Origin of the sequence: Streptomyces sp. SUK 48, assembly GCF_009650765.1 — a bacterium.
Classification (GTDB): Bacteria; Actinomycetota; Actinomycetes; order Streptomycetales; family Streptomycetaceae; genus Streptomyces.
This window is the reverse complement of the sequence record NZ_CP045740.1, coordinates 4593406-4619508: the sequence shown is the minus strand read 5'-3', so window position 1 is coordinate 4619508 and position 26103 is coordinate 4593406. Positions and strand designations below refer to the sequence as shown.

Sequence of the window (26103 nt, the reverse complement as noted above, 5' to 3'; positions counted from 1 at the left end):
CCCATGACCGCCCATGACCTGCGCAGCCAGCTGGCCTCGCTGACCACCGAAGCCTTCCGACCCGAACTCGCCGACATCGACCGCCTGCCCACCCTCGACATCGCCCGTCTGATGAACGGCGAGGACGCGGCCGTGCCCGCCGCCGTCGCCGGCCAGCTCCCCCGCATCTGCGCCGCCATCGACGCGGTGGCCGCGCGGATGACCCGGGGCGGCCGGCTGATCTACGCCGGCGCGGGCACCGCGGGACGCCTCGGCGTCCTGGACGCCTCCGAGTGCCCGCCCACCTTCAACACCGATCCCGCCCAGGTCGTCGGCCTGATCGCGGGCGGTCCCGAGGCGATGGTCTCCTCCGTGGAGGGCGCGGAGGACTCGGACGAGCTGGCCCGCGCCGACCTCGACGCGCTCAAGCTCACCGCCGAGGACAGCGTGGTCGGCGTCTCCGCCTCGGGCCGCACCCCCTACGCCATCGGCGCGGTCGAGCACGCCCGCGCCCAGGGCGCCCTGACCATCGGGCTCTCCTGCAACGAGCACAGCGCCCTCGCGGCCGCCGCCGAGCACGGCATCGAGATCGTCGTGGGACCGGAGCTGATCACCGGCTCGACCCGGCTCAAGGCGGGCACCGCCCAGAAGCTCGTCCTCAACATGCTGTCGACCATCACGATGATCCGGCTCGGCAAGACGTACGGGAACCTGATGGTCGACGTGCGCGCCTCCAACGCCAAGCTGCGGGCGCGCTCACGCCGGATCGTCGCGCTGGCCACCGGCGCGGCCGACCCGGACATCGAGCGGGCGCTGACCGAGTCCGGCGGCGAGGTGAAGACCGCGATCCTCGTCCTGCTGGCCGATGTCGACGGCCCGGCGGCCGGCCGCCTTCTGGAGGACTCGGGGGGCCATCTGCGCGCCGCGCTGGCCCGCGCGTCCGGCTGACCGCACGCTCGAGGGGTGCACACGGACCCCGCCTCCACCGCGACCGCCGTCCTGACCCACCTCGGCGGCCCCGCCAACGTCACCTCCGTGACCCACTGCATGACCCGGCTGCGGCTCACCCTCCGGGACCAGGACGCGGCGGACGGCACCGGGCTGCGGGCGGTGCCGGGGGTGCTGGGGGTGGTGGCGGACGGGGCCGCGTGGCAGATCGTGCTGGGGCCGGGCGTGGTGGACGCGGTGACGGACCAGGTGCGGGCGCGGGTGGAGGCATCCGCCCAGGCACGCGTCCAGGCACGGCCCCAGAGCCGGGGGGAAGCGCCGCCGTCCGCCGGAGCGGCCCTGAAGGAGGACCTGCGCCGCCGTCACTCCACCCCCTTCAGGACCGCCCTGCGGCGCGTCGCGAACGTCTTCGTCCCGCTCATCCCCGCCCTGATCGGCTGCGGAATCCTCGCGGGCCTCAACGGCGTGCTCCTGAACTCCGGCCTGCTGCCCGGCCTCACCCCCGCGCTCAGCGCGATCGCCTCGGCCTTCATGGCGCTGCTCGCGGTGTTCGTCGGCTACAACACGGCCCAGGAGTTCGGCGGCACCCCGGTGCTGGGCGCGGCGGTGGCGGCGGTGGTCGTGTACCCGGGCGTGGCCAAGGTGACGGCGTTCGCGACGCAGCTCGCCCCCGGCCAGGGCGGAGTCCTCGGCGCGCTGGCGGCGGCCTTCCTCGCCACCCGGGTGGAACGCTTCTGCCGGGGCCGCGTCCCGGAGACCCTGGACGTCCTGCTCACCCCGACGGTGACCGTCCTCGTCCCCGGCCTGGTCACGCTCTACGGCCTGATGTACGCGGCCGGTACGGTCGCCACCGCGATCGGCGCCGCCGCGAACTGGCTCCTGACCACGACGGGCGCGCTGGCCGGGCTCCTGCTGGGCGGCCTCTTCCTCCCCCTGGTCATGCTGGGCCTGCACCAGGCCCTGATCCCCATCCACGCCACCCTCATCCAGCAGCAGGGCTACACCGTCCTGCTGCCCCTGCTGTCCATGGCGGGCGCGGGCCAGGTGGGCGCGGCCCTCGCGGTGTACGTCCGGCTGCGCCACGACCGCTCACTGCGGACGACGATCCGCTCGGCCCTGCCCGCCGGGCTGCTCGGCGTCGGCGAGCCGCTGATCTACGGCGTCTCCCTCCCCCTCGGCCGCCCCTTCCTGACCGCCTGCGCGGGCGGCGCGGCGGGCGGCGCGTTCATCGGCGCCTTCGCGATGCTCGGCACGAAGGTCGGCGCGACGGCCATCGGCCCCTCGGGCTGGGCCCTCTTCCCCCTGCTGGCCGGCAACCGGAGCCTCGCGGCCACCGCGGCGATCTACGCGGGCGGCCTCCTCACCGGCTACACGGTCGGCTTCCTGGCCACCTGGCTCACCCTCTCCAGGAGCGCGCCACACCAGGGTGTACCGCCAGAAGAACCCCCGCCGCAGCCGGACCCCGGGCAGCAGCCGACGGGCCTGTCCGGCGATCTCTGAGAAGTCCATCTCGGGCCCCGTGACGGGCGCGGTCATGCCCACGGGCCGTTCCGTGACGGCCCGCCCCCGGTTCTTCACCCAGCCGAACAGGGCGTTGAGCGGCACGGAGAGCACCCCGCGCACATCCTCGTCCCGGGCGCATCCCACGACGACCAGCGTCCCGCCGGGCGCCAGCTCGGCCCGGAACCGGGTGAGGGTCTCGGCGAAGGGGAGGTGGTGCAGTACGGCGACACAGGTGATGACGTCGTAGGGGCCGGGCGGCAGCCCGCCGGGCGCGGCGGCGAGGATGTACCGGACGTTCGCGACGGCCCCGCCGTGTTCGCGCGCCCGCTCCAGGATGCCCGGGTCGCAGTCGACCGCGTCCACCCGCTCCGCCCGCCCGGCCAGCAGCCGCGCGAGTTCCCCGGCACCGCACCCCACGTCCAGCGCCCGGCCGGACCGCCGGGGCAACCGCCGTAACAGCCAGGGGTGGTAGTGGGCGTTGTGGTCCCAGGGGTGGGCGTCGTTGAACCGCCCGAGCCGCTCGATCAGCCGCCGCGTCGAGATCGCCATGGCCCAAGCCCACCACACCCTCCCGCGGGGGAGCACCGGTGAAGCCGTGCCGGTTCCCCGGCGGCATCCTGGACACTGGGAGCAGCGAACGCGCCAGAGATCCGCCTACCGACCGGAATCCACCACCATGAATCACGCCCAGCTGACCGCCCTCGGCCGAGCGCTCCGGCTGCTCGGGGAGCACGGGGAGGCGTTGGCCGCCGACACTCCGGACGGGCGGCTCCAGGAGATCAGGACGGATCTGCGCAGGGCGCTGGACCTGCTGGAGGAGAGCGTCGGGGCGAACGCGCCGGCCACCCGGTGCGCCGAGCATCCGCACGGACCGGTGGACGAGAGCGCCCCCGATCTGTGCCTGCTGTGCGAGACCCGGCGCCGGGCCGCCCGCCGCTCGGAGTACGGGGGCCGGCCGAACCCGGCCGAGCCGGTGGCCTCCGCGCCCTCGCGCTACGGCGTCCGGGCCGACCGCCCGCAGCCCCAGCAGCGCTGGCTGCCGGAGCTGTGGAACGGCCAGGAGTGGCAGCTGTGCGGCACCCCGCGGCGCGACCGCCGGGAGGCCGAGGCGTATCTCGCCGCCCAGCGGCGCGGGGCGCGGCCCGCGATGGCGTACCGGCTGGTGCACGAGTTCACCGACTACGAGGTGCTCCGGGTGTGGGGCACCCCGGTCCGCGTCGACATCGAGCCGCTGAACGGCAACATCGGCGGGATCTGAGTCCCGGCCGGGTGTTCTCAGCTGAGGGTCTTCAGCGACGCCGCGTCGTACGGCGCCAGCTCCGAGACCCGGCCCGCGAGCACCTTCGCGGCCCACTCGGGGTCCTGGAGCAGGGCGCGACCGACCGCGATCATGTCGAACTCGTCGGCCTCCAGGCGGTCGAGCAGGTCGTCGATGCCCTGCACCGGGGAGCCCTCGCCGGCGAACGCGCCGGTGAAGTCGCCGTCGAGGCCGACCGAGCCGACGGTGATGACCGGCTTGCCGGTGAGCTTCTTCGTCCAGCCCGCGAGGTTCAGGTCAAAGCCGTCGAACTCGGGCTGCCAGTAGCGGCGGGTGGAGGCGTGGAAGGCGTCGACGCCGGCCGCGGCGAGCGGGGCCAGGATCGCCTCCAGCTCCTGCGGGGTCTCGGCGAGCCGGGCGGTGTAGTCCTGCTGCTTCCACTGCGAGTAGCGGAACAGGACCGGGAAGGTGGCCGAGACCCGCTCGCGGACCGCCGCGACGATCTCCGCGGCGAACCGGGCGCGGGCCACCGGGTCGCCGCCGTAGGCGTCGGTGCGGCGGTTGGTGCCCTCCCACAGGAACTGGTCGAGGAGGTAGCCGTGGGCGCCGTGGAGCTCCACGCCGTCGAAGCCGATGCGCTCGGCGTCCGCGGCCGCCTGGGCGAACGCGGCGATGACGTCGTCGAGGTCCTGCTGCGTCATGGCCTTGCCGGTGGGCTCGGCGCCGGCGGTGACCAGACCGGAGGGGCCCATCGCGGGGGCGGCCGGGAAGGGGGCGTCGCCGTCCTTGCGGACCATGCCGATGTGCCACAGCTGCGGGACGATCGTGCCGCCCGCGGCGTGCACGTCCTCGGCCACCTTCGCCCAGCCCGCGAGCTGCTCCTCGCCGTGGAACCGCGGCACCCGGTCGCTCTGGCCGGCCGAGTCGTGGCCGACGTAGGTGCCCTCGGTGACGATCAGGCCGACGCCCGCGGCGGCGCGGCGGGAGTAGTACGAGCGCACGTCCTCGCCGGGGATGCCGCCCGGGGAGAACATCCGGGTCATCGGCGCCATCACGATCCGGTTGGGGACCGTGAGGCCGTTGAGGGCGATCGGGCGGGCGAGTATCTGGGCCGCGCGGGAGGCGGGCTGCGTGTCGACGGTCACGTGGGGGCTCCTCGAAAGACTGCTGACCGGGCGGTATGTGAATGTGCATTGTTGTAGCTGCTTAAGTAAGCCGCTGTACAGAGGCAGGCATTCCCGGACCCGGAAGCGGGCACCTGTGACGCCGGACACGCCCGGCGCGGAGGAAGGCCGGGAAAAGCCCGAGGGCGGCACCCCCTGTCCCTGACAGGAAGTGCCGCCCTCGGTAAGGACGTTGATCAACCGGAGGTCGATCAGAAGTCCATGTCACCGCCCGGCATGCCGCCCGGAGCGGCCGCGGCGGCCTTCTCCGGCTTGTCGGCGATGACGGCCTCGGTGGTGAGGAACAGCGCGGCGATGGAGGCGGCGTTCTGCAGCGCGGAACGGGTCACCTTCGCCGGGTCGATGATGCCCTCGGCGACCAGGTCGACGTACTCGCCGGTCGCGGCGTTCAGGCCGTGGCCCGGGGTCAGGTTGCGCACCTTCTCCACCACGACACCGCCCTCGAGGCCGGCGTTGACGGCGATCTGCTTCAGCGGGGCCTCGAGCGCGATGCGCACGGCGTTGGCGCCGGTCGCCTCGTCACCGTCGAGCTCCAGCTTCTCGAAGACCTGGGAAGCCTGGAGCAGGGCCACGCCACCACCGGCGACGATGCCCTCCTCGACGGCCGCCTTGGCGTTGCGCACGGCGTCCTCGATGCGGTGCTTGCGCTCCTTGAGCTCCACCTCGGTGGCGGCACCGGCCTTGATGACCGCGACGCCGCCCGCGAGCTTGGCCAGGCGCTCCTGGAGCTTCTCGCGGTCGTAGTCCGAGTCGCTGTTCTCGATCTCGGCGCGGATCTGGTTCACCCGGCCGTTGACCTGCTCGGAGGAGCCGGCACCGTCGACGATGGTGGTCTCGTCCTTGGTGATGACGACCTTGCGGGCGCGGCCCAGGAGGTCCAGGGTCGCGTTCTCCAGCTTGAGGCCGACCTCCTCGGAGATGACCTCGCCGCCCGTGAGGATGGCGATGTCGCCGAGCATGGCCTTGCGGCGGTCGCCGAAGCCCGGGGCCTTGACGGCGACGGACTTGAAGGTGCCGCGGATCTTGTTGACGACCAGGGTCGACAGGGCCTCGCCCTCGACGTCCTCGGCGATGATCAGCAGCGGCTTACCCGACTGCATGACCTTCTCCAGGAGCGGGAGCAGGTCCTTGACGGAGCCGATCTTGGAGTTCGCGATGAGGATGTACGGGTCCTCGAGCGACGCCTCCATGCGCTCCATGTCGGTGGCGAAGTAGGCGGAGATGTAGCCCTTGTCGAAGCGCATGCCCTCGGTGAGCTCGAGCTCCAGACCGAAGGTGTTGCTCTCCTCGACGGTGATGACGCCTTCCTTGCCGACCTTGTCCATCGCCTCGGCGATGAGCTCGCCGATCTGGGTGTCGGCGGCGGAGATGGACGCGGTGGAGGCGATCTGCTCCTTGGTCTCGACGTCCTTCGCCTGCTCGAGCAGGGCGGCGGAGACGGCCTCGACGGCCTTCTCGATACCCCGCTTGAGGGCCATCGGGTTGGCGCCGGCGGCTACGTTGCGCAGGCCCTCCTTGACCAGGGCCTGGGCGAGCACGGTCGCGGTGGTCGTACCGTCACCGGCGACGTCGTCCGTCTTCTTGGCGACTTCCTTGACCAGCTCGGCGCCGATCTTCTCGTACGGGTCCTCGAGCTCGATCTCCTTGGCGATGGAGACACCATCGTTGGTGATCGTGGGGGCGCCCCACTTCTTCTCGAGGACGACGTTGCGACCCTTGGGGCCGAGCGTCACCTTGACGGCGTCCGCGAGCTGGTTCATGCCGCGCTCGAGGCCGCGCCGCGCCTCCTCGTCGAACGCGATGATCTTGGCCATGTGAAGTGGTCCCTCCAGGACTGGGGGTGATTCCTTCGGACCGCGCCCGCGCCCGCGACGGACGGTTCGCCGGCCTGTGGTTCCTTGCCCCACGTGGCCTGCGGACCTCACCGACCCGGTCCTTCTTTGTCACTCTCACCTTCAGAGTGCTAACGCAATGATTAGCACTCGGCATGCCCGAGTGCAAGGTGCGCCCGCGCAGCGGGCTCGTTCAGGGGTGGTGGTCGGGTGACGGGCGGGCGCGAGCGCCCCGGCCCTCCCCGGGCACACCGAAGGGCCCGCACCCTGTGCGAGGTGCGGGCCCTTCGGTAGAGAAACGTTTCAGACGGCGACGCGAACCATGTCGGCCTGCGGACCCTTCTGGCCCTGCGAGATCTCGAACTCCACTCGCTGGCCCTCCTCCAGGGTGCGGTAGCCGTCCATCTGAATGGCGCTGTAATGGACGAAGACGTCCGCACCACCGTCGACCGCGATGAAGCCGTACCCCTTCTCCGCGTTGAACCACTTGACGGTGCCCTGAGCCATGCCTAACTCCCCTATTACTGGCCCTTGCACAGATCCACACTTCGCGGACCCGGGTCAGACCTCGCCCCCCAATGCGTCGGGGGCGTGCGCCGGAACGCGTCGACCGCGGCTGAATGTATCTGTCCAACTGCCGTCTGCAACAGGTCAATTGGACGAGAATTCTGGACGCGAACGATCCGGAATGTGGGGAGAATTCACCCGAATTCAGGGCAAGTCGGGCCCCGTAAAAGACACAAAAGCCGCGGAAAGGCCGTGCATTTTGGCTACTTCTTATCGGGACCGCGGAAGAGAACCGAGGGCTTACCCTCGATCACCGGAGGGCGCGTTCCCCAACTGTACCGCGCTCAATCACACAGAATTGCCCCCTCCGCTTCTCTCACGGAGAGGGCAATCCGATGTACTTTTGGTGACCGTCATTACCTAAGGTAATGATCGATCATTCGGTCAGCAGCCGCCGGCCACCGCCGGGATGATGGAGACGCCCGCGCCGTCCGGGGTGGAGGTCGCGAGGCCCTGCTCGAAACGGACGTCGTCGTCGTTGACGTAGACGTTCACGAACCGGCGCAGCTTGCCCTGGTCGTCCAGGACGCGGGCGGCGATGCCGGTGTGGTTCTTCTCCAGGTTCTCGATGACCTCGCCGAGGGTCGTGCCCTCGGCGGCGACCTCGGCCTGTCCGCCGGTGTAGGTGCGCAGGATGGTGGGGATGCGAACGGTCACGCTCATGCGAGGCCAGCCTCTCGGAAGGAGTCCAGGTTCGGGCGGATGGTGGCGGTCAGGCCGGTGCCGGCCACCGCGTCGAGGGTCTTCAGGCCGTCGCCGGTGTTGAGGACGACGGTGGTCTTCGCCGGGTCGAGCGCCCCGCTCTCGATCAGCTTGCGGGTGACGCCGACGGTCACCCCGCCGGCCGTCTCGGCGAAGATGCCCTCGGTGCGGGCCAGCAGCTTGATCGCGTCCACCACCTGCTCGTCCGTCACGTCCTCCACCGCGCCGCCGGTGCGCCGGGCGATGTCCAGGACGTAGGGACCGTCGGCCGGGTTGCCGATGGCGAGGGACTTGGCGATGGTGTCCGGCTTCTGCGGCCGCACCACGTCGTGGCCCGCCTTGTAGGCGGTCGAGACCGGCGAGCAGCCCTCGGCCTGGGCGCCGAAGATCTTGTACGGCCGGTCCTCGACCAGACCGAGCTCGATCAGCTCCCGCAGCCCCTTGTCGATCTTGGTGAGCTGGGAGCCGGAGGCGATCGGGACCACGATCTGGTCGGGCAGCCGCCAGCCGAGCTGCTCGCAGATCTCGTACGCCAGGGTCTTGGAGCCCTCGGCGTAGTACGGCCGCAGGTTCACGTTGACGAAACCCCAGCCCTCGCCGGCCGGGTCGCCGATCAGCTCGGAGCAGAAGCGGTTCACGTCGTCGTAGTTGCCCTCGATGCCGACCAGCTCACCGCCGTAGACCGCGGCCATGACGACCTTGCCCTGCTCCAGGTCGTGCGGGATGAACACGCAGGAGCGCAGTCCGGCGCGGGCGGCGGCGGCGCCGACGGCGCCGGCCAGGTTGCCGGTGGAGGAGCAGGACAGGGTGGTGAAGCCGAAGGCGCGGGCCGCCTCCAGGGCCTGGGCGACGACCCGGTCCTTGAAGGAGTGGGTCGGGTTGCCGGAGTCGTCCTTGACGTACAGACCGCCGGTGACGCCGAGCTCGCGGGCCAGGTTGTCGGCCTTGACCAGCTTGGTCCAGCCGGGGTTGATGTTCGGCTTGTCCGCGACATCGGCCGGGACCGGCAGCAGCGGGGCGTAGCGCCAGATGTTGGCGGGGCCGTCCTCGATCCGCTTGCGCAGCTCTTCGGTGTCGTAGGCGGAGAAGTCGTAGGCGATCTCCAGCGGGCCGAAACACTCCTCGCAGGCGAAGACCGGGCCGAGCGGGACGCGGTGGCCGCATTCGCGGCAGCTGAGGGCGGCGGCGGGGCCGAGATCGACGGTGGAGGTACCGGAGGTGGCAACTGTCTGCACAGCCATGGGAGGCGAGGCCCTTTCTCCTCATCTTCCTCACGACGCACTTCGCCGTGAGACGGATTTGGCACCTTCCCTAGCCGGGAGCCTCGCCGCTTTGCGCACGAGAACCGACTGGAGGGTTGCCGGGGCTTCATCGGGCCGTGTCCCTCTGCCCCTCTGGATGAGCGGTATTCGATTGTGTCCGCAGTGCTGCGGTGTGTCCGCGCGCGACCCCCGACATGCGATGGTCATCGGCGTTGCTCAAGACTGTAACCGAAGGCCGGGAGAGTTGAGATAGTCGTCCGTACCGCGAGACGAGCCGCGAGACGAGCGTGAGGAGCCGGGGACCGTGCTGGAAGAAGTCGAGCGCTGGATGGGCAACCGTTCCTGGTCCGTGCGCGATCGGCCGTCGCACCAGGTCCTGGCGGCGAAAGCGCGCACCGGCCAGACCATCAGCGTGGTGCTGCCCGCGCTCGACGAGGAGGAGACCGTCGGCGAGATCGTCGCGGTGATCCGGCGCGATCTGATGGAGCGGGTGCCGCTCGTCGACGAGGTCCTCGTGATCGACTCCGGCTCCACCGACCGCACCTCCGAGGTCGCCGCCGCGGCGGGCGCGCGGGTGGTGCACCGGGACGCGATCCTGCCCCGGATACCCGCGGTGCCGGGCAAGGGCGAGGTGCTGTGGCGCTCGCTGCTCGTCGCCACCGGGGACATCATCTGCTTCATCGACGCGGACCTGCGGGAGTTCTCCTCCGACTTCGTCCTCGGCATCGTCGGACCGCTGCTCACCGAGCCGGACGTCCAGCTGGTCAAGGCGATGTACGACCGGCCGCTCGCCGGTACGGCGGGGCAGGGCGGCCGGGTCACCGAGCTGATGGCGCGTCCGCTGCTGAACATGCACTGGCCCCGGCTGGCGGGCTTCGTGCAGCCGCTGGGCGGGGAGTACGCGGCCCGGCGCTCGCTGCTCGAACAGCTGCCGTTCCCGGTCGGGTACGGGGTGGAGCTCGGCATGCTGGTGGACGCGCTGCACCTGGTGGGCCTGGACGCGCTGGCCCAGGTGGACGTGGGGGTGCGCAAGCACCGGCACCAGGACGGGCAGGCGCTCGGCCGGATGGCGGCGGCCATCTACCGCACGGCCCAGCTGCGGCTGGCCCGCGGCCATCTCGTGCGCCCCGCGCTCACCCAGTTCGAGCGGGGTGTCTCCGGCTTCGAGCCGCGGACGTACCGGGTGGACACCGAGGAGCGGCCGCCGATGACCGAGATCGCGGAGTACGCCCGGCGCCGGGTGGCGTGAAAGCGCAGGTGCGGCCCGGTGCGGCCGGGTTTTGGGCCGGTCCGCGGGTTTGAGTGTTCGGGAGCCGGGCTAGGTTCTGGACCATGGCTTCCACGCATGGTGCTGACGTGCTGGTCGCGTCCAATCGCGGCCCGGTTTCGTACGAGACGGGCGAGGACGGCTCGCTGCGCGCCAGGCGGGGCGGCGGCGGGCTGGTCTCGGGCCTGTCGGCGATCGGCCCGGAGACGAACGCGGTCTGGGTGTGCGCCGCGCTGGGCGACGGCGACCGCGAGGCCGTGCGCCGCGCCGAGGGCGGGCTGCTGCCCGAGGCGGACACCGGCGGTCAGCGGGTGCGGATGCTGGACATCGACCCGGAGGTCTTCGCCGACGCGTACAACGGGATCGCCAACTCGGTGCTCTGGTTCGTGCACCACATGCTGTACCAGACCCCGCTGGAGCCCGTCTTCGACGCGGAGTTCCGGCGGCGGTGGGGGGCGTACGAGGCGTACAACCGGGCGTTCGCCGAGGCGCTGGCCGAGGAGGCGGGCGAGGGCGCGGCGGTGCTGATCCAGGACTACCACCTGGCGCTCGCCCCGCGGATGCTCCGCAGGCTGCGGCCCGATCTGCGCATCGGCCACTTCTCGCACACGCCGTGGGCGCCGGCGGAGTACTTCCGGCTGCTGCCGGACGACATCGCGGCCCAGCTGCTGACCGGCATCCTCGGCGCGGACCGGGCGGCGTTCCTCACCCGGCGCTGGGCGGACGCGTTCACCGCGTGCTGCCACGCGGTGCTGGGGCCCGGCATCCCCGCCGGTACGCGGATCGGGGTGCACGGCCTGGGCGCGGACGCCGACTTCCTGCGCGAGCGGTCCCACCGGCCGGACGTGGACGAGCGGATGGCGGCGCTGCGCGCGGAGATCGGCGAGGGCCGCCGGACCATCGTCCGGGTGGACCGCACCGAGCTGTCCAAGAACATCGTGCGCGGGCTGCTGGCGTACCGGCACCTGCTGGACGAGCGCCCCGAGTGGCGGGAGAAGGTCGTGCACGTCGCGTTCGCGTACCCCTCCCGGCAGGACCTCGCCGTGTACCGGGACTACACCGCCGAGGTGCGCCGGGTCGCCGAGGAGATCAACTCGACGTACGGGACGCCGGGTTGGATTCCGGTGGTGCTGCATGTGAAGGACGACTTCGCCCGCTCGCTCGCCGCGTACCGGCTGGCCGACGTGGCGCTGGTCAACCCGATCCGGGACGGCATGAACCTGGTCGCCAAGGAGGTGCCGGTCGTCTCCGACGAGGGCTGCGCGCTGGTGCTCTCGCGGGAGGCGGGGGCGCACGAGGAGCTGGGCGAGGACGCGCTCACGGTCAACCCGTACGACATCACGGGCACGGCCGAGGCGCTGCACACGGCGCTGACCATGCCGGCCGAGGAGCGGGCCGGGCGTTCGAAGCGGCTGGCCGCGGCGGCCACGGCGCTGCCGCCGGCCCGGTGGTTCCTGGACCAGCTGCACGCCCTGGACGATCAGACCAGCTGAGCCGCCAGTGCGGTGAGGAGGCCCACGACGCCCTCGGGGCCGTCGACCACCAGGTCGGCCCGCTCGGCCAGTTCGGTGACCTCCGTGCTGCCGCTGCACACGAGGAGCCCCGGGGTGCCCTCGGCGCGGAGTTTGTCGACGGCGGCGTAGGCGGGGAGGTCGCCGAGGTCGTCGCCGGCGTAGAGGACGGAGCCGGCGCCGGTCTCGCGGAGGTACGCGCCGAGGGCGACGCCCTTGTCCATGCCGGGCGGGCGCAGTTCGAGGACCATCCGGCCGGGTTCGACGATCAGTCCGTGCCGGGTGGCGAGGTCGGTGAGGGGCGCGCGCAGCGCCTCGTACGCCGCCTGCGGGTCCTGCGCGCGGCGCGTGTGCACGGCGACGGCGCGGCCCTTCTCCTCGATCCAGGTGCCCCGCCAGGCGCCGACCCGGTCCAGCAGGCCCGGCAGTTCGGCGCGCACGGCGGCGACGCCGGGGTGCGGGGCGGGGGCGGTGACGGTGCCGGTGGTGGCGTCCCAGCGTTCGGCGCCGTAGTGGCCGAGGACGGTGAGGTGGTCGAGGCCGGGGACACCGGCGAAGCCGCCGTAGCGGACCGCGACGCCGGCGGGCCGGCCGGTGATCACGGCGACATGGGCGACCCTGGGCGCGAGGGCGGTGAGCGCGGCGACGGCGGCGGGATGGGCCCGGGCCTGCTCGGGGTCGTCGACGATGGGGGCGAGGGTGCCGTCGAAGTCCAGGCCGATCACCGCGGCGGTCGGGTTCTCCAGCAGCGCGGCGAGTCCGTCCCGGCCGGCCTGGGTGGCGGGGGTCGGCAGAGGATGCATGTACCGACACTATCCAGCGGGGGCCGCTCTCACGCCTGGGACTCCTCCCGGGCGCCGCTTCTCCTCAGCGCTCCGAGCGCCGTGTCTCCCTGATCCTGCGCAGGCGGTTCACCGTGAGCGGGTCGTGGGAGAGGGCGCGTTCGTCGTCGAGGAGGGCGTTCAGGAGCTGGTAGTAGCGGACCGGGGAGAGGTGGAGGTCCTCGCGGATGGCGCGTTCCTTCGCGCCGGGCCCGGGGAAGGACCGGCGTTCCAGTGCGAGGATCTCCTGCTCGCGCTCACCCAGTTCCATGGGGAAACCGTAGCGCTCAGTCGGCGCTGGCCGCGCTGTCCGCCGCCGTGGCCGTGGCCTGGAGGCGGGTGAGGACGCCCGCCGGGTCGCCGCCGGGCGCGACGGCCTGGCCGATGTTCTGCTTCACGGCCGCGCTGACCCGCGCCCAGGAGGTCTTGCCCACCGGATACAGCTCGCTGGTGGCCAGCTGGTCCAGGAAGGGGTGCAGGGCCTTGTCGGGCGCCGCGTCCGAGGCGCTCATGGCGTTGGAGGCGGAGCTGGTGACCGGGAGGAGCCCGTAGGCGCGGGAGAAGTCGAGGACGTTCTTCTCGCTGTACACGTAGTTCAGGAAGTCGCCGATCTGGTCGGCGTGGCCGTTCTGCTTGAACGCCATCATCCAGTCGGACACGCCCATCGAGGACCGCGCCCGCCCGGTCCGGCTCGGCGTCGGCACCATGCCGAAGCGCACGCCCTTCGCCTCGGCCTGCTGGATCAGCGTGGGGTGCCCGTCGACCATGCCGACCTGCCCGTCGGCGAACGCCGCGAACGCCTGCGCCCGGTTCAGCCTGCCCGGCGCCACCGGCCCGGTCAGCCCCTTGGCGACCAGGTCGTCCTTGAGCCAGGAGAAGGTCCGCACGTTCTGTTCGGAGTCGATGGTGTAGGTGCCGATGTCGTCGGTGAAGCCGGTGCCGCCGGAACCGCCGTCGCCGCCGCTGAGCAGCCACTGCATCGTCTCGGCCTGTGCCTCCTCGGGGCCCAGCGGCAGCGCGAAGGGGTACTTCACGCCCTTCGCCTTGAGCGCCTTGGCGTCCGTGGCCAGATCGTCCCAGCTGGTGGGCGGGGTGGTGATCCCGGCGCTCGCGAAGAGCGTCTTGTTGTAGAAGAGCACCCGCGTGGACGCGGCGAAGGGTATGCCGTACTGCGTATGGCTCCACTGGCCGGCGTCGGACAGCTGGGAGAGGAAGTCCGCCTGGGTGCGGATGGAGAGCAGGTCGGAGGCCGCGTAGAGCTTCCCGGCCGCCGCGTAGTCCGCGTACGCGCCGATCTGCGCCAGGTCCGGCGCGTGCCCGGCGTCGACCATCTCCTTGACCTTGCGGTCGACGTCGTTCCAGGAGTACACGCTGACCTGGACCTTCACGCCCGGGTGCGTCTTCTCGTACTCCTTGACCAGCGAGTCCCAGTACTTCTGCGAGCTGTTCCCCGCCGAGTCGCCGTAGTCCGCGGCCACGAGTCTGAGGGTCACATCGGAGGAGCCCGTGCTCCCGCAGCCGCCGAGGAACGCGGTCATGCCCATGGCGGACACCGTCGCGATCATTCCTGCTGTACGCCGACGCACCGTCAAAACCCCAACCCCGCTGTCCGAACAAAAATCAGATGAACGCCTAAGGTCTACACCACGCGAGTGGACTAGACCTCTCGTGGGTCAGCGGGCCACACTGTCCCCGTGAGACATGTCATCGCCCTGGACGTGGGCGGTACCGGGATGAAGGCCGCCCTCGTCGGGGACGACGGCGCCCTCCTGCACCGCGCCCGCCGCGCCACCGGCCGCGAACGCGGCCCCGACGCGGTGGTCGCGGGCATCCTCGACTTCGCCGCCGAGCTGTACGCGTACGGCACCGAGCACCACGGCCCGCCGGCCGCCGCCGGCATAGCGGTGCCCGGCATCGTCGACGAGGAGCACGGCACCGCCGTCTACGCCGCCAACCTCGGCTGGAAGGACGTACCGCTGCGCGAGCTGCTCGCGCAGCGGCTCGGGGTGCCCGTCGCGCTCGGCCACGACGTGCGCACCGGCGGGCTCGCCGAGGGCCGGATCGGCGCGGGCCGGGGCGCCGACCGCTTTCTCTTCGTGCCGCTCGGCACCGGCATCGCGGGCGCGATCGGGATCGACGGCCGGGTGGAGTCCGGGGCGCACGGCTTCGCGGGCGAGATCGGCCATGTCGTCGTACGGCCCGGGGGCACCCTCTGCCCCTGCGGACAGCGCGGCTGCCTGGAGCGGTACGCCTCCGCGGCCGCCGTCAGCGAGGCATGGGCGGCGGCCGGCGGCGGCCCGGACGCGGACGCGGCCGACTGCGCGCGGGCCGTCGCGGCGGGCGACCCGGACGCCCAAAAGGTCTGGCAGGAGGCGGTGGACGCGCTCGCCGACGGCCTGGTCACCGCGCTCACCCTGCTGGACCCGCGCACGCTGATCATCGGTGGCGGTCTCGCCGAGGCGGGGGAAGTGTTGTTCCAGCCGCTGCGGGACGCCGTCCGGCGCCGGGTCACCTTCCAGAAACTGCCGTCCATCGTCCCCGCCGCCCTCGGCGACACCGCCGGCTGCCTGGGCGCGGGCCTGCTCGCGCGGGATCTGCTGACGACCACTCCTACTCCGGAGGTAGACACCTGATGGCCAGTCCAAGAGGAGCCGCGACGAACCCGCGGGTGCTCTCCGGCGCGAACGTGGTGCTTCCCACGGGCACGGTGAAGAACGGCACCGTGGCCGTCGACGGCGAGCGGATCACCGGCACGCCCCCGGCCGGCGCCCCGGTCCTCGACGTGTCCGGCCACTGGCTGGTCCCCGGCTTCGTCGACCTCCACAACCACGGCGGCGGCGGTGCCTCCTTCTCCGGCACCGCCGAGCAGATCCTCACCGCGATCCGCACCCACCGCGCGCACGGCACCACCACCCTGGTCGCCTCCACCGTGACCGACGAGATGGACCTGCTGGTCCGCCAGGCCGGGCTGCTCAGCGAGCTGGCCGAGCAGGGCGACATCGCGGGCATCCACTTCGAGGGGCCGTTCATCTCGCCGTGCCGCAAGGGCGCCCACTCCGAGGCGCTGCTGCGCGACCCGGAGCCGGCCGAGGTGCGCAAGCTGATCGACGCGGCGCGCGGGCAGGCCCGGATGCTCACCCTCGCCGCCGAACTGCCGGGCGGCATCGACTCGGTACGGCTGCTCGCCGAGCACGGGGTGATCGCGGCGATCGGGCACACGGACGCGACGTACGAGCAGACGGTGGACGCCATCGAGGCGGGCGCCACGGTCGCCACGCACCTGTTCAACGCGATGCCCGCCCTCGGCCACCGCACCCCGGGCCCGGTCGCCGCCCTCCTGGAGGACGAGCGGGTGACGGTCGAGCTGATCAACGACGGCACGCATCTGCACCCGGCCGCCCTGGAGCTGGCGTTCCATCACGCGGGCCCGGACCGGGTGGCGTTCATCACCGACGCGATGGACGCGGCCGGGTCCGGCGACGGCCGCTACATGCTGGGCCCGCTGGAGGTGGAGGTCAGCGAGGGGGTGGCCCGGCTGGTGGAGGGCGGTTCGATCGCGGGCTCCACGCTGACGCTGGACCGCGCGTTCAAGCGGGCGGTGACCGTGGACCGGCTGCCGGTCGAGGACGCGGTCAAGGCGCTGTCCGCCAACCCGGCCCGGCTGCTGGGCCTCTCCGAGCGGGTCGGCTCGCTGGAGCCCGGCAAGGACGCGGACCTGGTGCTGCTGGACGCGGACTTCGACGTGAAGGGCGTCATGCGGCGCGGTGCGTGGGTGGTCGCTCCGCAACTGGGCTGATACGCCCGGCTTTTCCCCGCGACGGGGGCCGACCCGCATCTGGGTCGGCCCCCGTGTCTTTGGCATGATCGGGGCCCCGGAACGACGGCTTCGAGGGAGGCAGCCCGGGTGATCCTCACGGTCACACTGAACACCGCTCTCGACATCACCTATCGGGTGCGGTCACTGCGTCCGCACGCCTCGCACCGGATCTCGGAGGTCATCGAGCGGCCGGGCGGCAAGGGCGTGAACGTGGCCCGGGTGCTCGCCGCGCTCGGGCACGAGGTGACGGTCACCGGGTTCGCGGGCGGTTCCACGGGCCGGGCGGTGCGGGACGGGCTCGCCGGGACCGGGGGGCCGGCGGACGCGCTGGTGCCGGTGGCGGGGGCGACCCGGCGCACGATCGCGGTCGTGGACGAACTCTCCGGCGACACGACGCAGTTGAACGAGCCGGGCCCGCAGATCGCGCCCGCGGAGTGGGCCGCGTTCCTGGACCGCTACGCGGAGCTGCTCTCCGGCGCCTCGGCGGTGGCCCTGTGCGGCAGCCTGCCGCCGGGGGTTCCGGTGGGGGCGTACGCGGGCCTGATACGCACCGCGCGCTCCCTGGGCGTACCGGTTCTGCTGGACACCAGCGGCGAGCCGCTGCGCCGCGGGGTGGCGGCGCGCCCCGACCTCATCAAGCCGAACGCCGACGAACTGGCCGAGCTCACCGGCTCCCACGACCCCTTGCGCGCCACCGAGGACGCCCGCCGCCGCGGCGCCCGCACGGTCATCGCCTCCCTGGGCCCGAACGGCCTCCTGGCCACGACCCCCGAGGGCCGCTGGCGCGCCACCCCGCCGGGCCGGGTGCACGGCAACCCGACCGGCGCGGGCGACTCGGCGGTCGCCGCGCTCCTGTCCGGCCTGGTGACCCGCCTCCCCTGGCCGACCCGCCTCGCCCACGCCATCGCCCTGTCGGCCGCCACCGTCCGGGCACCCGCGGCGGGCGAGTTCGACCGGCGGACGTACGAGGAGCTGCTGGGCCGGGTCACGGTCACGGGCCAGGCCGGCGTGGCGTGACGCGCGGTGCTCCGGCGCCCCGGGCGACGGGCCCGGACAGCGGAATGCCACCGGCCGTCCGACGACCGGTGGCACCGTTTCCTCGCGGACGGCTCAGCTGGTGACCCGGCCCGCCTTGATCCACAGCTGGTCCAGCAGGACGTTGCACTTGTCGCCCGGCTGGCAGGAGATCGAGATGGTGTTGTTGCCCTTCTTGAGCGCGGGCCACACGTAGGAGCGGGTCCAGCCCTGGGCGAAGTCGTTGTCGGCGGCGTGCCGCCAGTTCTTCAGCCCGAGCTTGCTGCCGTACGCCTTGCCATTGATGGTGACCGTCATCGACTGGTCGTCGCCGGCCGCGCTGTACCCGGTGAAGAGGGTGTAGTCGCCGTCCGAGGGGATGTCCACGCTCCAGGTGGCGGAGGCGCCGACCTGGTTCAGGCCGCCCACGTACTTGCCGCCCGCGGCCCGCGAGCCCTTGACGTCCGTGGCCGGCGCCGCGCCGCCCGACAGCTGCACCGAGCCGTCCACGGCATCGGCCTTCGGCAGGGCGCCGCCCGTCGAGCCGCTGCTCGTCGGGGTCGGGTCCGTGGACTGGGAGTGGGTCGGGGTGGTGCCGGCCTGGTGGTCGGACTTGTCGTCGGAGTTGCCGTTGAGCATGGCGACGCCGATGCCGATGACCACCGCGGCGACCACCGCGATCGCGCCGATCAGCAGGCCCTTGGTGTTGGGGCCGCGGCGGCCGGGGCCGGGCGCGGGGGCGTGGCCTGCGGGCGGGGCGCCGCCGGGGAGCGTCTCCGGCGCCTGGTAGTGCGCGTTCGGCTGCCCGTAGGCACCCTGCTGCGGGGCGTAGGGCGCCTGCTGCTGGCCGTACTGACGCTCGCCGACCGCGCGCACCCTGCTCACCGAGTTCGGGTAGCCGTACCCGCCGGACGGCGGCTGCGCTCCCCTGGCCTGGCCGTCCGCGTACAGATAGCCGAACGGGTCGTCTTCCTCGGGCGTGCTCGCGCCGTTGTCGCCGGGCGTCATCCCTAGGTACTCCTCAACAGGTGCGGACGGATACGGTCATGGCTGGAAAGGCGAGCCTACCCGTTCCGCTTAGGCCAAACAGGTGACGCAGACCGCATCAACTCGCTGACCTGGGACTCATCCCGCGCGGCGATGTTGTTTGGGACGAGATCGTTTCTCTACGTACATCCGCTCGTCGGCGGACTTCAGCACTTCGTCGGCCGTCGTCCCGCAGTGTGCCCATCCGATGCCGAAGCTCGCCCCCACCCGGACCGCCCGGCCCTCGGCCCGGATCGGCTGGATGATCTCGTTGCGCAGCCGGACCGCGAGGTCCTGGGCGTCCGCGCGGCCGAGCCCGTCGGCGAGGATCACGAACTCGTCGCCGCCGAGCCGGGCCACCGTGTCACCGTCGCGCACCCCCTGGGACAGCCGCCGGGCGACCTCGATCAGCACGGCGTCGCCCGCGTTGTGCCCGAACCGGTCGTTGATCGACTTGAAGCCGTCCAGGTCGCAGAAGAGCACCGCGAGCCCCTTGGTGCCGTCGTCCTGCTCGCCCTCGGGGGCGACGGTGTGCACATGGTGGTCGTAGCCGTCGTACGACTCCGTGCCCGGCGCGAAGTCGAAGCCGTGCCCGCCGGGGCCGTCGAAGGCGGGGTGGTGGCCGTAGGCCGCGTCCAGCGACTCCAGGGCGTGCGCCGGGCGGCGGCAGAGCCGGGCGGCGAGCCGTGAGCGCAGCTCGGCGGAGTTCGGCAGGCCGGTCAGCGAGTCGTGCGAGGCGCGGTGGGCGAGCTGAAGCTCGCGGCGCTTGCGCTCCTCGATGTCCTCGACGTGGGTGAGCAGGAAGCGGGGCCCGTCGGCGGCGTCCGCGACGACGCTGTTGCGCAGCGACACCCAGACATAGCTGCCGTCGCGGCGGCCGAGGCGCAGCTCGGCGCGCCCGCCCTCCGCCGAGGTGCGCAGCAGGGTTCCGATGTCCTCGGGGTGCACGAGGTCGGAGAAGGCGTAGCGGCGCATCGCGGAGGCCGGACGGCCGAGCAGCCGGCACAGGGCGTCGTTGGTGCGCAGGATGCGGCCGTGCTGCTCGCCGCCCATCTCGGCGATGGCCATGCCGGACGGCGCGTACTCGAACGCCTGCCGGAAGCTCTCCTCGCTGGCCCGCAGCGCCTGCTGCTCGCGCTCCAGCCGGACCAGGGCGCGCTGCATGTTCGAGCGCAGCCGGGCGTTGCTGATCGCGATGGCGGCCTGGAAGGCGTACATCTGGAGGGCCTCGCGGCCCCAGGCGCCGGGCAGCCGGCCGTTGCGCGGGCGGTCGACGGATATGACGCCGAGCAGCTCACCGCAGGAGCCGCCCGGGGCGCCCGGTGTGTACATGGGGGCGAAGAGGCGGTCGGAGGGGTGCCACTCGTCCTCGAAGCGGGGCGCGGGACCGTCCGTGAACCACTGGGGCACATCGTCGTCGTCCAGCACCCAGCCCTCGGTGTGCGGTATGAAGACGAGGTCCCCCCAGCGCTCCCCCATGCCCAGCCGCCGGTCCCATGCCTCGCGGGAGCCCACCCGGCCGGTGATCAGGGCCTCGGCGGCGGAGTTGCCGGAGAAGGCGGCGACGACGAGATCGCCGTCGGGCCGTACGAGGTTCACGCCCGCCATCTCGTACCCGAGGGCGTTGACCACGCCGTCGGCGACGGTCTGCAGGGTGTCCGCCAGGCTGCGCGCCGTGTTCATGTCCGCCATGACCTGGTGCAGCTGCCGCAGGGACGCAAGACGGACATACGGCTCCGACTCGGTCTCCATGCTCGCCCTCCCCCCGAGACCTCGCAGCGAATCAAGGGTCGTCGTCTTCGGCGCCTCGTGGTTGCTCCAGCAGTTTCACCGCCACTGAATCACAGCGCGCTGCTCACCCGGTACACAGGGTCAACAATTCCTGCCCCTTGTGACTCAAGTCACAGCAAAACGTGAACAATTGGGCGGAGTTTCGGCGTTTTCCAAGCGTTCACCGAATGCCTGCTTTCCGGTTTCCCTCCGCCGCTGGTCCTAGGTCCCGGCTCGGGCGGAGGCCCGATGCGACGGGAGTAGAGCGCAGACTAGCGTTTCCGGCGTGCTGAAGACGCCTTCCCCCACCGCCCTCGCCGCTTCCGGGCATGCTGAGGGGGTGAGCAACGACGAGTTCCGGGCCGCGATGTCCCGGCTGACCGCGGGCGTGGTCCTGGTCACCGCGCAGGAACCGCCGCTCGACCCCGACGATCCGGACGCCCCGGGCGTGGAGGACGTCGGCATGACGGCCACGGCCTTCCTGTCGGTCTCCCTCGATCCGCCGCTGGTGCTGGTCAGCCTGCGCGAGGGCTCGCGCATGGACGACCTGCTCGCCGAACAGCCGCTGTGGGCGGTGTCGGTGCTCGCCGAGAGCCAGCGGCACATCGCGGGCCGCTTCGCCATGAAGGGCCGCATCAGCGACCGGCTCCTGTTCGAGGACATCGCGTACACCCGCGGCGAGGTCACGCACGCCCCGCTGGTCGGCGGCGCGCTCGCGACGCTGGAGTGCCGCACGGAGCAGCGGGTGCCGGCGGGCGATCACACCCTGGTCGTCGGACGGGTGCTCACGGCCCGGGTGCCGAGCGCGGAGGGCGGCCCGCTGGCGTATTTCCGGGGCCGTTACCGGCAGTTGGGCTGAGCCTCCCTTTTATTTCCTTGGTGGCGCGGTGAATTCGCCGCCTAAGGTGCGCGGATGACACGGCACCTGGAAGAGATCACGCCCCGCAATTTCGAGGCGGCGATCGGCATTCGCGTCCGGCCCGGCCAGGAACACGCGGTCGAGCCGGTGGAACGCTCCCTCGCCGAGGCGTACGCGCACCCCCCGGGTGTGGCCTGGCCGCGGCTGATCCTCGACGGCGCGCGGCCGGTCGGGTTCCTGATGGCCTTCCTCGACATCGACTGGTACGGCGACGGAAGCGTCCGCCGGTCGGGGCTGTGGCGGCTGAACATCGCGGCGGACGAGCAGGGCCGCGGCCACGGGCGTTTCGCGGTCGCCTCGGTGGCCGCGGAGATCCGGCGCCGGGGCGGCTCCGAACTGTACGTCACCTGGCACCCGGGGGCGGACGGTCCCGAGGAGTTCTATCTCCGGCTGGGCTTTCAAAAGACCGGGGAGACGAGCGGGGACCAGACGGTGGGGGTGCTGGCGCTGGGGGACGCGGCCGCCTGAGGCCGCACCGGCGCGGCCGCTACCCCCAGTCGCGCCCCGAACGGCCCCGCTTGGTATCGGCGCGCTGCTTCTTCTCCCGCAGCCGGCGCTCGTTGATGCCGCGCGGAATCCGGGTGGGCCTGCGCGGCTTGGGCGGGGGCGCGCTGGCCTCCGCGAGGAGGGCCGCGAGGCGTACGGCGGCGGTCTCGCGGTTGCGCCACTGGGAGCGGTGCTCGGACGCCCGCACGGTCACCACGCCGTCGACGAGCCGGGCGGCCAGCCGCTCCAGCGCTCGCTCCTTCCACACCGGCGGCAGCGCGTCGGTGGCGGCGAGGTCGAAGCGCAGCTCCACCTGGGAGTCGCTGGTGTTGACATGCTGGCCGCCCGGGCCGGACGACCTGGAGAAACGCCACATCAGCTCGGCCTCGGGGAGCGAGACGGAGCCGCGGATGACGTGAGGACCGGACATGCCCTCCATGTTCCCGGTCCGGGGCCGTCCACGTCACCCGGATTTCCCGAACCGCGCGGCCGGCCGGGCGGGGAAGAGCGGGTAAAAAAGGTAAAGGGGTGCGGAACCATGGGCACCCCCCTCGACGTTGTCCCGGGTGACGGTAGCTTCGTCGGCACGCACAGGAAAACTAGGAAGGGACTCCCAACATGGCTGTAAGCCTGTCCAAGGGTGGCAACGTCTCGCTCTCCAAGGAGGCTCCGGGCCTGACGGCCGTCACCGTGGGCCTCGGCTGGGACGTCCGCACCACCACGGGCACGGACTTCGACCTGGACGCCTCCGCCATCGCGGTCAACGCGGAGGGCAAGGTCTACTCGGACGCCCACTTCGTCTTCTTCAACAACAAGCAGACCCCGGACAGCACCATCGTGCACACCGGTGACAACCGCACGGGCGAGGGCGCGGGCGACGACGAGTCGATCAACGTCAACCTGGCCGGCCTCCCGGCCGACATCGACAAGATCGTCTTCCCGGTCTCCATCTACGACGCGGAGAACCGCGGCCAGAACTTCGGCCAGGTACGCAACGCCTACATCCGCATCGTCAACCAGGCCGGCGGCGCGGAGATCGCCCGCTACGACCTGTCCGAGGACGCCGCCACCGAGACCGCCATGGTCTTCGGCGAGCTGTACCGCAACGGCGCGGAGTGGAAGTTCCGCGCGGTGGGCCAGGGCTACGCCTCCGGCCTGGTCGGCATCGCCCAGGACTTCGGCGTGAACGTCTGACGGACCGCCGTATCCGCTCCTCCTCGGCCGAGGGCCCGGGGAGGGGCGGAGACCCCGCACGGGCACGGACCACGCACCCGCGCCCGCCGCACCTCACGGATGTGCCGGTTTGCCCTCTCCGTAGAGCCAGTCCTTCCAGATCTCCCCGAAGTCCTGGTCCGGGAAGCGGTGTTCGACCCACGCCGTGAAGTCCGCGGTGCTCGCGTTGCCGTACCGGTGCGAGGCCGGCCAGGCGCGCAGGAGGGCGAAGAACGCCTTGTCGCCGACCTTCTGCCGGATCTTGTGGAGGACCATCGCGCCGCGCTCGTAGACCGGCGAGGCGGAGATGTGGGCCGCGCCGGAGGGGGTCGCGGGCGGGAAGGCCCACAGGGCGCTGTCGTGCTCGTCGTAGTAGTACTGGAAGGTCTTCTCGGCCGAGTCCCCGCCGTGGTCCTCGTCCCACAGCCACTGCGCGTACGTGGCGAACCCCTCGTTGAGCCACATGTCCCGCCAGGACTTGGGCGTGACGCAGTCGCCGTACCACTGGTGGGCGAGCTCGTGGACGAGGGTGGTCAGCTCGGGGGCGCCGGGGAAGACCGGCCGGTTCTGGGTCTCCAGCGCGTACCCCGCGTCGTCCGGCCGGTCGACGATGGCGCCGACGGAGGAGAAGGGGTACGGCCCGAACGTGTTTTCCTCCCACTTGACGACCTCGGGGAGCTTCGCGAGGACCGCCGCGCTCGACCCGGCCTGCGTCGGGTCGACCGCGGTGAGCACGGGCAGCCCGCCGGGCCCCTTGGACCGGGTGATGTCGAAGTGGCCGATCGCGACGGTGGCGACGTAGCTGGCCATGGGCTGGGCGGTGTGCCAGTGGTAGGAGGTGCGCCCCGCGCGGGTGGACTGGTCCGCCAACTCGCCGTTGGACACCGCCTGGAGGCCCTGCGGGACGGTGACGGTGATGTCGTAGGTGGCCTTGTCGGACGGGTGGTCGTTGCCGGGGAACCACGCCATGGACCCGACCGGCTCGCCGAGCCCGAGCGCGCCGTCCGCCGTGCGCAGCCAGCCCTCTTCGGAGCCGTCGGGGTCGGTGAGGGTGCCGGGGACGCCGGAGTAGCGGACGGTCGTACGGAAGGCGCGGCCCCCGCGCAGATCGTCGTGCGGGCGGACGGTGAGTTCCTGCCCGGCCCGGTTGTAGCGGGCGTCCTTGCCGTCGACGTCGACCGAGTCCACGTGCAGCCCGGCGAGGTCGAGGTCGAACGCGGACAGGTTCTTGGTGGCGCGCGCCGTGATGACGGCCGTACCGACGAGGCGGTGGGTGGCCGGGGTGTAGTCCAGGGTGAGGGCGTAGTGGCCGACGTCGTACCCGCCGTTGCCCGCCTTCGGGAAGTACGGGTCCCGCACGCCCGGGCCCCCCGGCGTGCCGCGCACCCCGCCCCCGCACCCGGTGCCGGCGAGAACGAGCGCCAACGCGACCGAGGCGGCCGGTACCAGGCGTACGGATCTGGACATGTCAGCGATCTTAGGCGGAAGCGGATCACCGGGGGGAGATGTCTCCTGGGGCGGGTCGATCACGCCGGGAAAGCCGTCCGCCTGCGGAAACAGCGCCCGGACACAGCCCGCTCACAGGAAGGGCGGCGCCCGCGGACCGGCACCGGCCCCGGCGTCCCCGCGCCACCGTGACACCATCGGTCCGTGCTCGATATCGGCTACGCCCTCTCCAACCGGTTCCCGGACCCCCCGCAGACCGACTACCGCCGCGCGGACGTCCGCGCGCTGCGGCACGATCTGTTCTGCGGGGACGTGTACCTCGCGGACACCGCGTCGGACCGGGAGCTGTCCACAGCCTGGGGATGGGTGCCGGTACTGGACTTCGCGTGGGCGCTGTGCGACATCGTGGAGCGGCTGGACCGGGATCCGATGGGTTCCCGCGCCGCCCGGCCGCAGCGGGCGGAGCTGGACTTCACCGAGTCCAGCGACCGGATGCTGTTCGAGCGCCGCTTCGGCTGGGTCGACATCACGGCCGACTGGCAGCCGCTGGACGAGGCCCCGCTCTCCTTCGCGCACGCCGAACTGCGCCGCGAGGCACGGGACTTCCTCCAGGACCTGGTCGCCGACCTCGTCGACCTGCACGAGGACCTGGGCGAGAACCCGGCGATCTGGACCCTCCAGGCCCGCTTCCCCCGCGTCGCGTAAGGGCCCCGCCCGCTCCCGCCCGCGCCCCCTGTTCCGCTGTTCCGCTACTCCACGCGTATCCCGAGCGCGGCCGCCAGCGCCGGTGCCAGGTCGAGCAGCTGGCCGGTGCCGATCACCGCGCCGGACAGCCGGTCGAGGCCCCGGGCGATCTCCAGCGGGGCGGCGCCGCGCAGATCGACGTCCTTCAGCGTGGCCCCGGTGAAGTCCGCCCCCTTCAGTGCGCAGTCCACGAACTCCACCCGCTCCAGGCGCGCGCTGCCGAAGTCCGGCTCGACCAGGACGCAGGACTCGAAGACCACGTCCCGCAGCCGGGCCATGCGCAGATTCAGATAGTCGATCTTGCCGCCGCGCACCACGACCCGCTCCAGCACGGCGCCGTGCAACTGGGTGCCGCCGAGACGCGGCTCGGTCAGTTCGACATCGCGCAGGGTGGCCTCGGACAGATCCGTGCCGACCCCGCGCGGAGCGGTGAGCGCGGTGTCCAGCACGCGGGCGTGCCGCAGCTTGGTGCCGTCGATCGCGCAGCCGCGCAGCGCGCAGTCCATGAACCGGGCGCCCGCCGCGTCCTGCTCCCTGAGGTCCGCGTCCGCGAACTCCAGCCCGTCGTAGTCCCCGTCGGGTTCCAGTCCGTCGCCGGCCCACGGCACCAGCGGCGGCAGTCGCAGCTCCGGGCGCCGTGCGCCCCGTCCCACCCGGCTCCCGCCGGTCGTTCCCCTCGCCATGGGTCCCATGCTGCACCCCGCCACTGACAATCGCCGAAAGCGCGACTCGGGCGCCGGAAGATCGCCGCGCCGCCGGAAAGGCCGTACCGGAACTCCGTCGGAAAGGCCGGACCGGAACCCTGAGAAAACCCTGAGAATCAGGGCGAAGTCAC

At 72.2% G+C, this 26103-nt stretch carries 25 protein-coding genes, 1 pseudogene and 1 riboswitch; of the genes and pseudogenes, 12 read left to right on the top strand and 14 right to left on the bottom strand.

Going from position 1 to position 26103, the window contains the following annotated elements; genetic code table 11:
• Positions 1-3: 3 nt before the first annotated feature.
• Positions 4-927 carry an N-acetylmuramic acid 6-phosphate etherase gene (gene murQ, locus GHR20_RS20190; protein ID WP_153813975.1) on the top strand — a complete coding sequence of 308 codons (924 nt, stop codon included), beginning with the start codon at positions 4-6 and terminating at the stop codon, positions 925-927.
• Positions 928-942: 15 nt separating this feature from the next.
• Entirely contained in the window at positions 943-2427 is a 1485-nt protein-coding gene (locus GHR20_RS20185) for a PTS transporter subunit EIIC (protein WP_153813974.1), read from the top strand.
• Positions 2428-2574: 147 nt separating this feature from the next.
• On the opposite strand, the pseudogene GHR20_RS38365 reads toward GHR20_RS20185, so the two are convergent.
• Positions 2575-2979: pseudogene (locus GHR20_RS38365) on the bottom strand (class I SAM-dependent methyltransferase); the annotation flags it as partial.
• A gap of 127 nt (positions 2980-3106) precedes the next feature.
• On the opposite strand from GHR20_RS38365, the gene GHR20_RS20175 reads away from it, so the two are divergent.
• The gene (locus tag GHR20_RS20175) at positions 3107-3688 is read left to right on the top strand and encodes a hypothetical protein (protein ID WP_111583889.1); all 582 of its coding nucleotides are present in this window, start codon (positions 3107-3109) and stop codon (positions 3686-3688) included.
• A 17-nt stretch (positions 3689-3705) separates the two neighbouring features.
• On the opposite strand, the gene GHR20_RS20170 is transcribed toward GHR20_RS20175, so the two are convergent.
• The 5 genes from GHR20_RS20170 to thrC all read right to left on the bottom strand — a co-directional run bounded on the left by GHR20_RS20170 (position 3706) and on the right by thrC (position 9214).
• Entirely contained in the window at positions 3706-4833 is a 1128-nt protein-coding gene (locus GHR20_RS20170) for an NADH:flavin oxidoreductase (RefSeq protein ID WP_153813972.1), read from the bottom strand.
• A gap of 230 nt (positions 4834-5063) precedes the next feature.
• On the bottom strand, positions 5064-6686 hold the full coding sequence (groL, locus tag GHR20_RS20165; RefSeq protein ID WP_111583891.1) for a chaperonin GroEL: 1623 nt from the start codon (positions 6684-6686) through the stop codon (positions 5064-5066).
• 321 nt (positions 6687-7007) lie between these two features.
• Positions 7008-7211 (bottom strand): cold-shock protein, encoded by a 204-nt coding sequence (locus GHR20_RS20160; protein WP_037653356.1) that lies wholly within the window; start codon positions 7209-7211, stop codon positions 7008-7010.
• Between the two features lie 444 nt (positions 7212-7655).
• Positions 7656-7934 carry a MoaD/ThiS family protein gene (locus GHR20_RS20155; protein WP_111583892.1) on the bottom strand — a complete coding sequence of 93 codons (279 nt, stop codon included), beginning with the start codon at positions 7932-7934 and terminating at the stop codon, positions 7656-7658.
• Positions 7931-9214, bottom strand: coding sequence for a threonine synthase (thrC, locus tag GHR20_RS20150; RefSeq protein WP_153813971.1), 1284 nt, complete (start codon positions 9212-9214; stop codon positions 7931-7933). The genes GHR20_RS20155 and thrC overlap by 4 nt, the downstream gene beginning before the upstream one ends.
• 18 nt (positions 9215-9232) lie before the next feature.
• Positions 9233-9378: riboswitch (SAM riboswitch) on the bottom strand.
• Positions 9379-9539: 161 nt separating this feature from the next.
• Between thrC and GHR20_RS20145 the strand changes: the two genes are divergently transcribed.
• Both GHR20_RS20145 and GHR20_RS20140 read left to right on the top strand, forming a co-directional pair.
• Entirely contained in the window at positions 9540-10484 is a 945-nt protein-coding gene (locus GHR20_RS20145) for a glucosyl-3-phosphoglycerate synthase (RefSeq protein ID WP_148025013.1), read from the top strand.
• Positions 10485-10567: 83 nt separating this feature from the next.
• Positions 10568-11995: a trehalose-6-phosphate synthase gene (locus GHR20_RS20140; RefSeq protein ID WP_194858933.1), complete on the top strand. Its 1428-nt coding sequence runs from the start codon at positions 10568-10570 to the stop codon at positions 11993-11995.
• Here the strand turns inward: GHR20_RS20140 and otsB are convergent.
• From otsB to GHR20_RS20125, 3 genes are all read right to left on the bottom strand, one after another.
• The gene (otsB, locus tag GHR20_RS20135) at positions 11983-12816 is read right to left on the bottom strand and encodes a trehalose-phosphatase (protein ID WP_153813970.1); all 834 of its coding nucleotides are present in this window, start codon (positions 12814-12816) and stop codon (positions 11983-11985) included. The genes GHR20_RS20140 and otsB overlap by 13 nt on opposite strands.
• A gap of 64 nt (positions 12817-12880) precedes the next feature.
• On the bottom strand, positions 12881-13105 hold the full coding sequence (locus tag GHR20_RS20130; RefSeq protein WP_111583897.1) for a DUF3263 domain-containing protein: 225 nt from the start codon (positions 13103-13105) through the stop codon (positions 12881-12883).
• 16 nt (positions 13106-13121) lie between these two features.
• A complete protein-coding gene (locus GHR20_RS20125) occupies positions 13122-14378 on the bottom strand; it encodes an extracellular solute-binding protein (protein ID WP_243878082.1) in 1257 nt (418 codons plus the stop codon).
• 150 nt (positions 14379-14528) lie between these two features.
• Here GHR20_RS20125 and GHR20_RS20120 point away from each other — a divergent pair, with 150 nt between their 5' ends.
• The 3 genes from GHR20_RS20120 (at position 14529) to GHR20_RS20110 (ending at position 17668) form a co-directional block, all read left to right on the top strand.
• The gene (locus GHR20_RS20120; protein ID WP_153813968.1) at positions 14529-15467 is read left to right on the top strand and encodes an ROK family protein; all 939 of its coding nucleotides are present in this window, start codon (positions 14529-14531) and stop codon (positions 15465-15467) included.
• Complete coding sequence (gene nagA, locus GHR20_RS20115; RefSeq protein WP_194858932.1) at positions 15467-16630, top strand: N-acetylglucosamine-6-phosphate deacetylase; 1164 nt, start codon at positions 15467-15469, stop codon at positions 16628-16630. Before GHR20_RS20120 ends, nagA begins: the two co-directional genes overlap by 1 nt.
• A 108-nt stretch (positions 16631-16738) precedes the next feature.
• A complete protein-coding gene (locus tag GHR20_RS20110) occupies positions 16739-17668 on the top strand; it encodes a 1-phosphofructokinase family hexose kinase (protein WP_153813967.1) in 930 nt (309 codons plus the stop codon).
• 93 nt (positions 17669-17761) lie between these two features.
• On the opposite strand, the gene GHR20_RS20105 is transcribed toward GHR20_RS20110, so the two are convergent.
• Both GHR20_RS20105 and cdgB read right to left on the bottom strand, forming a co-directional pair.
• Positions 17762-18673, bottom strand: coding sequence for a carbohydrate-binding protein (locus GHR20_RS20105; RefSeq protein ID WP_153813966.1), 912 nt, complete (start codon positions 18671-18673; stop codon positions 17762-17764).
• Positions 18674-18790: 117 nt separating this feature from the next.
• Positions 18791-20443: a diguanylate cyclase CdgB gene (gene cdgB / locus GHR20_RS20100; RefSeq protein WP_148025018.1), complete on the bottom strand. Its 1653-nt coding sequence runs from the start codon at positions 20441-20443 to the stop codon at positions 18791-18793.
• Positions 20444-20747: 304 nt separating this feature from the next.
• Between cdgB and GHR20_RS20095 the strand changes: the two genes are divergently transcribed.
• Both GHR20_RS20095 and GHR20_RS20090 read left to right on the top strand, forming a co-directional pair.
• Positions 20748-21320: a flavin reductase family protein gene (locus tag GHR20_RS20095; RefSeq protein ID WP_111583904.1), complete on the top strand. Its 573-nt coding sequence runs from the start codon at positions 20748-20750 to the stop codon at positions 21318-21320.
• 54 nt (positions 21321-21374) lie between these two features.
• Positions 21375-21848, top strand: a complete 474-nt coding sequence (locus GHR20_RS20090) for a GNAT family N-acetyltransferase (protein WP_153813965.1) — start codon at positions 21375-21377, stop codon at positions 21846-21848.
• 19 nt (positions 21849-21867) lie between these two features.
• Here the strand turns inward: GHR20_RS20090 and arfB are convergent, their stop codons facing one another.
• Entirely contained in the window at positions 21868-22296 is a 429-nt protein-coding gene (gene arfB, locus GHR20_RS20085; RefSeq protein ID WP_111584040.1) for an alternative ribosome rescue aminoacyl-tRNA hydrolase ArfB, read from the bottom strand.
• A gap of 188 nt (positions 22297-22484) precedes the next feature.
• On the opposite strand from arfB, the gene GHR20_RS20080 reads away from it, so the two are divergent.
• The gene (locus GHR20_RS20080; RefSeq protein WP_111583906.1) at positions 22485-23060 is read left to right on the top strand and encodes a TerD family protein; all 576 of its coding nucleotides are present in this window, start codon (positions 22485-22487) and stop codon (positions 23058-23060) included.
• 93 nt (positions 23061-23153) lie between these two features.
• Here the strand turns inward: GHR20_RS20080 and GHR20_RS20075 are convergent, their stop codons facing one another.
• Entirely contained in the window at positions 23154-24545 is a 1392-nt protein-coding gene (locus GHR20_RS20075) for a M1 family metallopeptidase (protein ID WP_194858931.1), read from the bottom strand.
• 183 nt (positions 24546-24728) lie between these two features.
• Between GHR20_RS20075 and GHR20_RS20070 the strand changes: the two genes are divergently transcribed.
• Positions 24729-25229 carry a hypothetical protein gene (locus GHR20_RS20070; RefSeq protein WP_153813964.1) on the top strand — a complete coding sequence of 167 codons (501 nt, stop codon included), beginning with the start codon at positions 24729-24731 and terminating at the stop codon, positions 25227-25229.
• A 44-nt stretch (positions 25230-25273) separates the two neighbouring features.
• Here the strand turns inward: GHR20_RS20070 and GHR20_RS20065 are convergent, their stop codons facing one another.
• The gene (locus GHR20_RS20065; RefSeq protein ID WP_153813963.1) at positions 25274-25960 is read right to left on the bottom strand and encodes a pentapeptide repeat-containing protein; all 687 of its coding nucleotides are present in this window, start codon (positions 25958-25960) and stop codon (positions 25274-25276) included.
• Positions 25961-26103 lie beyond the last annotated feature (143 nt).

Excerpts from the sequence above, each read along its gene's own strand:
- murQ (WP_153813975.1), top strand. The coding sequence starts at position 4 with ATGACCGCCCATGACCTGCGCAGCCAGCTGGCCTCGCTGACCACCGAA.
- GHR20_RS20175 (WP_111583889.1), top strand. The coding sequence starts at position 3,107 with ATGAATCACGCCCAGCTGACCGCCCTCGGCCGAGCGCTCCGGCTGCTC.
- groL (WP_111583891.1), bottom strand. The coding sequence starts at position 6,686 with ATGGCCAAGATCATCGCGTTCGACGAGGAGGCGCGGCGCGGCCTCGAG.
- GHR20_RS20160 (WP_037653356.1), bottom strand. The coding sequence starts at position 7,211 with ATGGCTCAGGGCACCGTCAAGTGGTTCAACGCGGAGAAGGGGTACGGC.
- GHR20_RS20155 (WP_111583892.1), bottom strand. The coding sequence starts at position 7,934 with ATGAGCGTGACCGTTCGCATCCCCACCATCCTGCGCACCTACACCGGC.
- thrC (WP_153813971.1), bottom strand. The coding sequence starts at position 9,214 with ATGGCTGTGCAGACAGTTGCCACCTCCGGTACCTCCACCGTCGATCTC.
- GHR20_RS20140 (WP_194858933.1), top strand. The coding sequence starts at position 10,568 with ATGGCTTCCACGCATGGTGCTGACGTGCTGGTCGCGTCCAATCGCGGC.
- otsB (WP_153813970.1), bottom strand. The coding sequence starts at position 12,816 with ATGCATCCTCTGCCGACCCCCGCCACCCAGGCCGGCCGGGACGGACTC.
- GHR20_RS20130 (WP_111583897.1), bottom strand. The coding sequence starts at position 13,105 with ATGGAACTGGGTGAGCGCGAGCAGGAGATCCTCGCACTGGAACGCCGG.
- GHR20_RS20125 (WP_243878082.1), bottom strand. The coding sequence starts at position 14,378 with ATGGGCATGACCGCGTTCCTCGGCGGCTGCGGGAGCACGGGCTCCTCC.
- nagA (WP_194858932.1), top strand. The coding sequence starts at position 15,467 with ATGGCCAGTCCAAGAGGAGCCGCGACGAACCCGCGGGTGCTCTCCGGC.
- GHR20_RS20105 (WP_153813966.1), bottom strand. The coding sequence starts at position 18,673 with ATGACGCCCGGCGACAACGGCGCGAGCACGCCCGAGGAAGACGACCCG.
- cdgB (WP_148025018.1), bottom strand. The coding sequence starts at position 20,443 with ATGGAGACCGAGTCGGAGCCGTATGTCCGTCTTGCGTCCCTGCGGCAG.
- GHR20_RS20090 (WP_153813965.1), top strand. The coding sequence starts at position 21,375 with ATGACACGGCACCTGGAAGAGATCACGCCCCGCAATTTCGAGGCGGCG.
- arfB (WP_111584040.1), bottom strand. The coding sequence starts at position 22,296 with ATGTCCGGTCCTCACGTCATCCGCGGCTCCGTCTCGCTCCCCGAGGCC.
- GHR20_RS20080 (WP_111583906.1), top strand. The coding sequence starts at position 22,485 with ATGGCTGTAAGCCTGTCCAAGGGTGGCAACGTCTCGCTCTCCAAGGAG.
- GHR20_RS20075 (WP_194858931.1), bottom strand. The coding sequence starts at position 24,545 with ATGTCCAGATCCGTACGCCTGGTACCGGCCGCCTCGGTCGCGTTGGCG.
- GHR20_RS20065 (WP_153813963.1), bottom strand. The coding sequence starts at position 25,960 with ATGGGACCCATGGCGAGGGGAACGACCGGCGGGAGCCGGGTGGGACGG.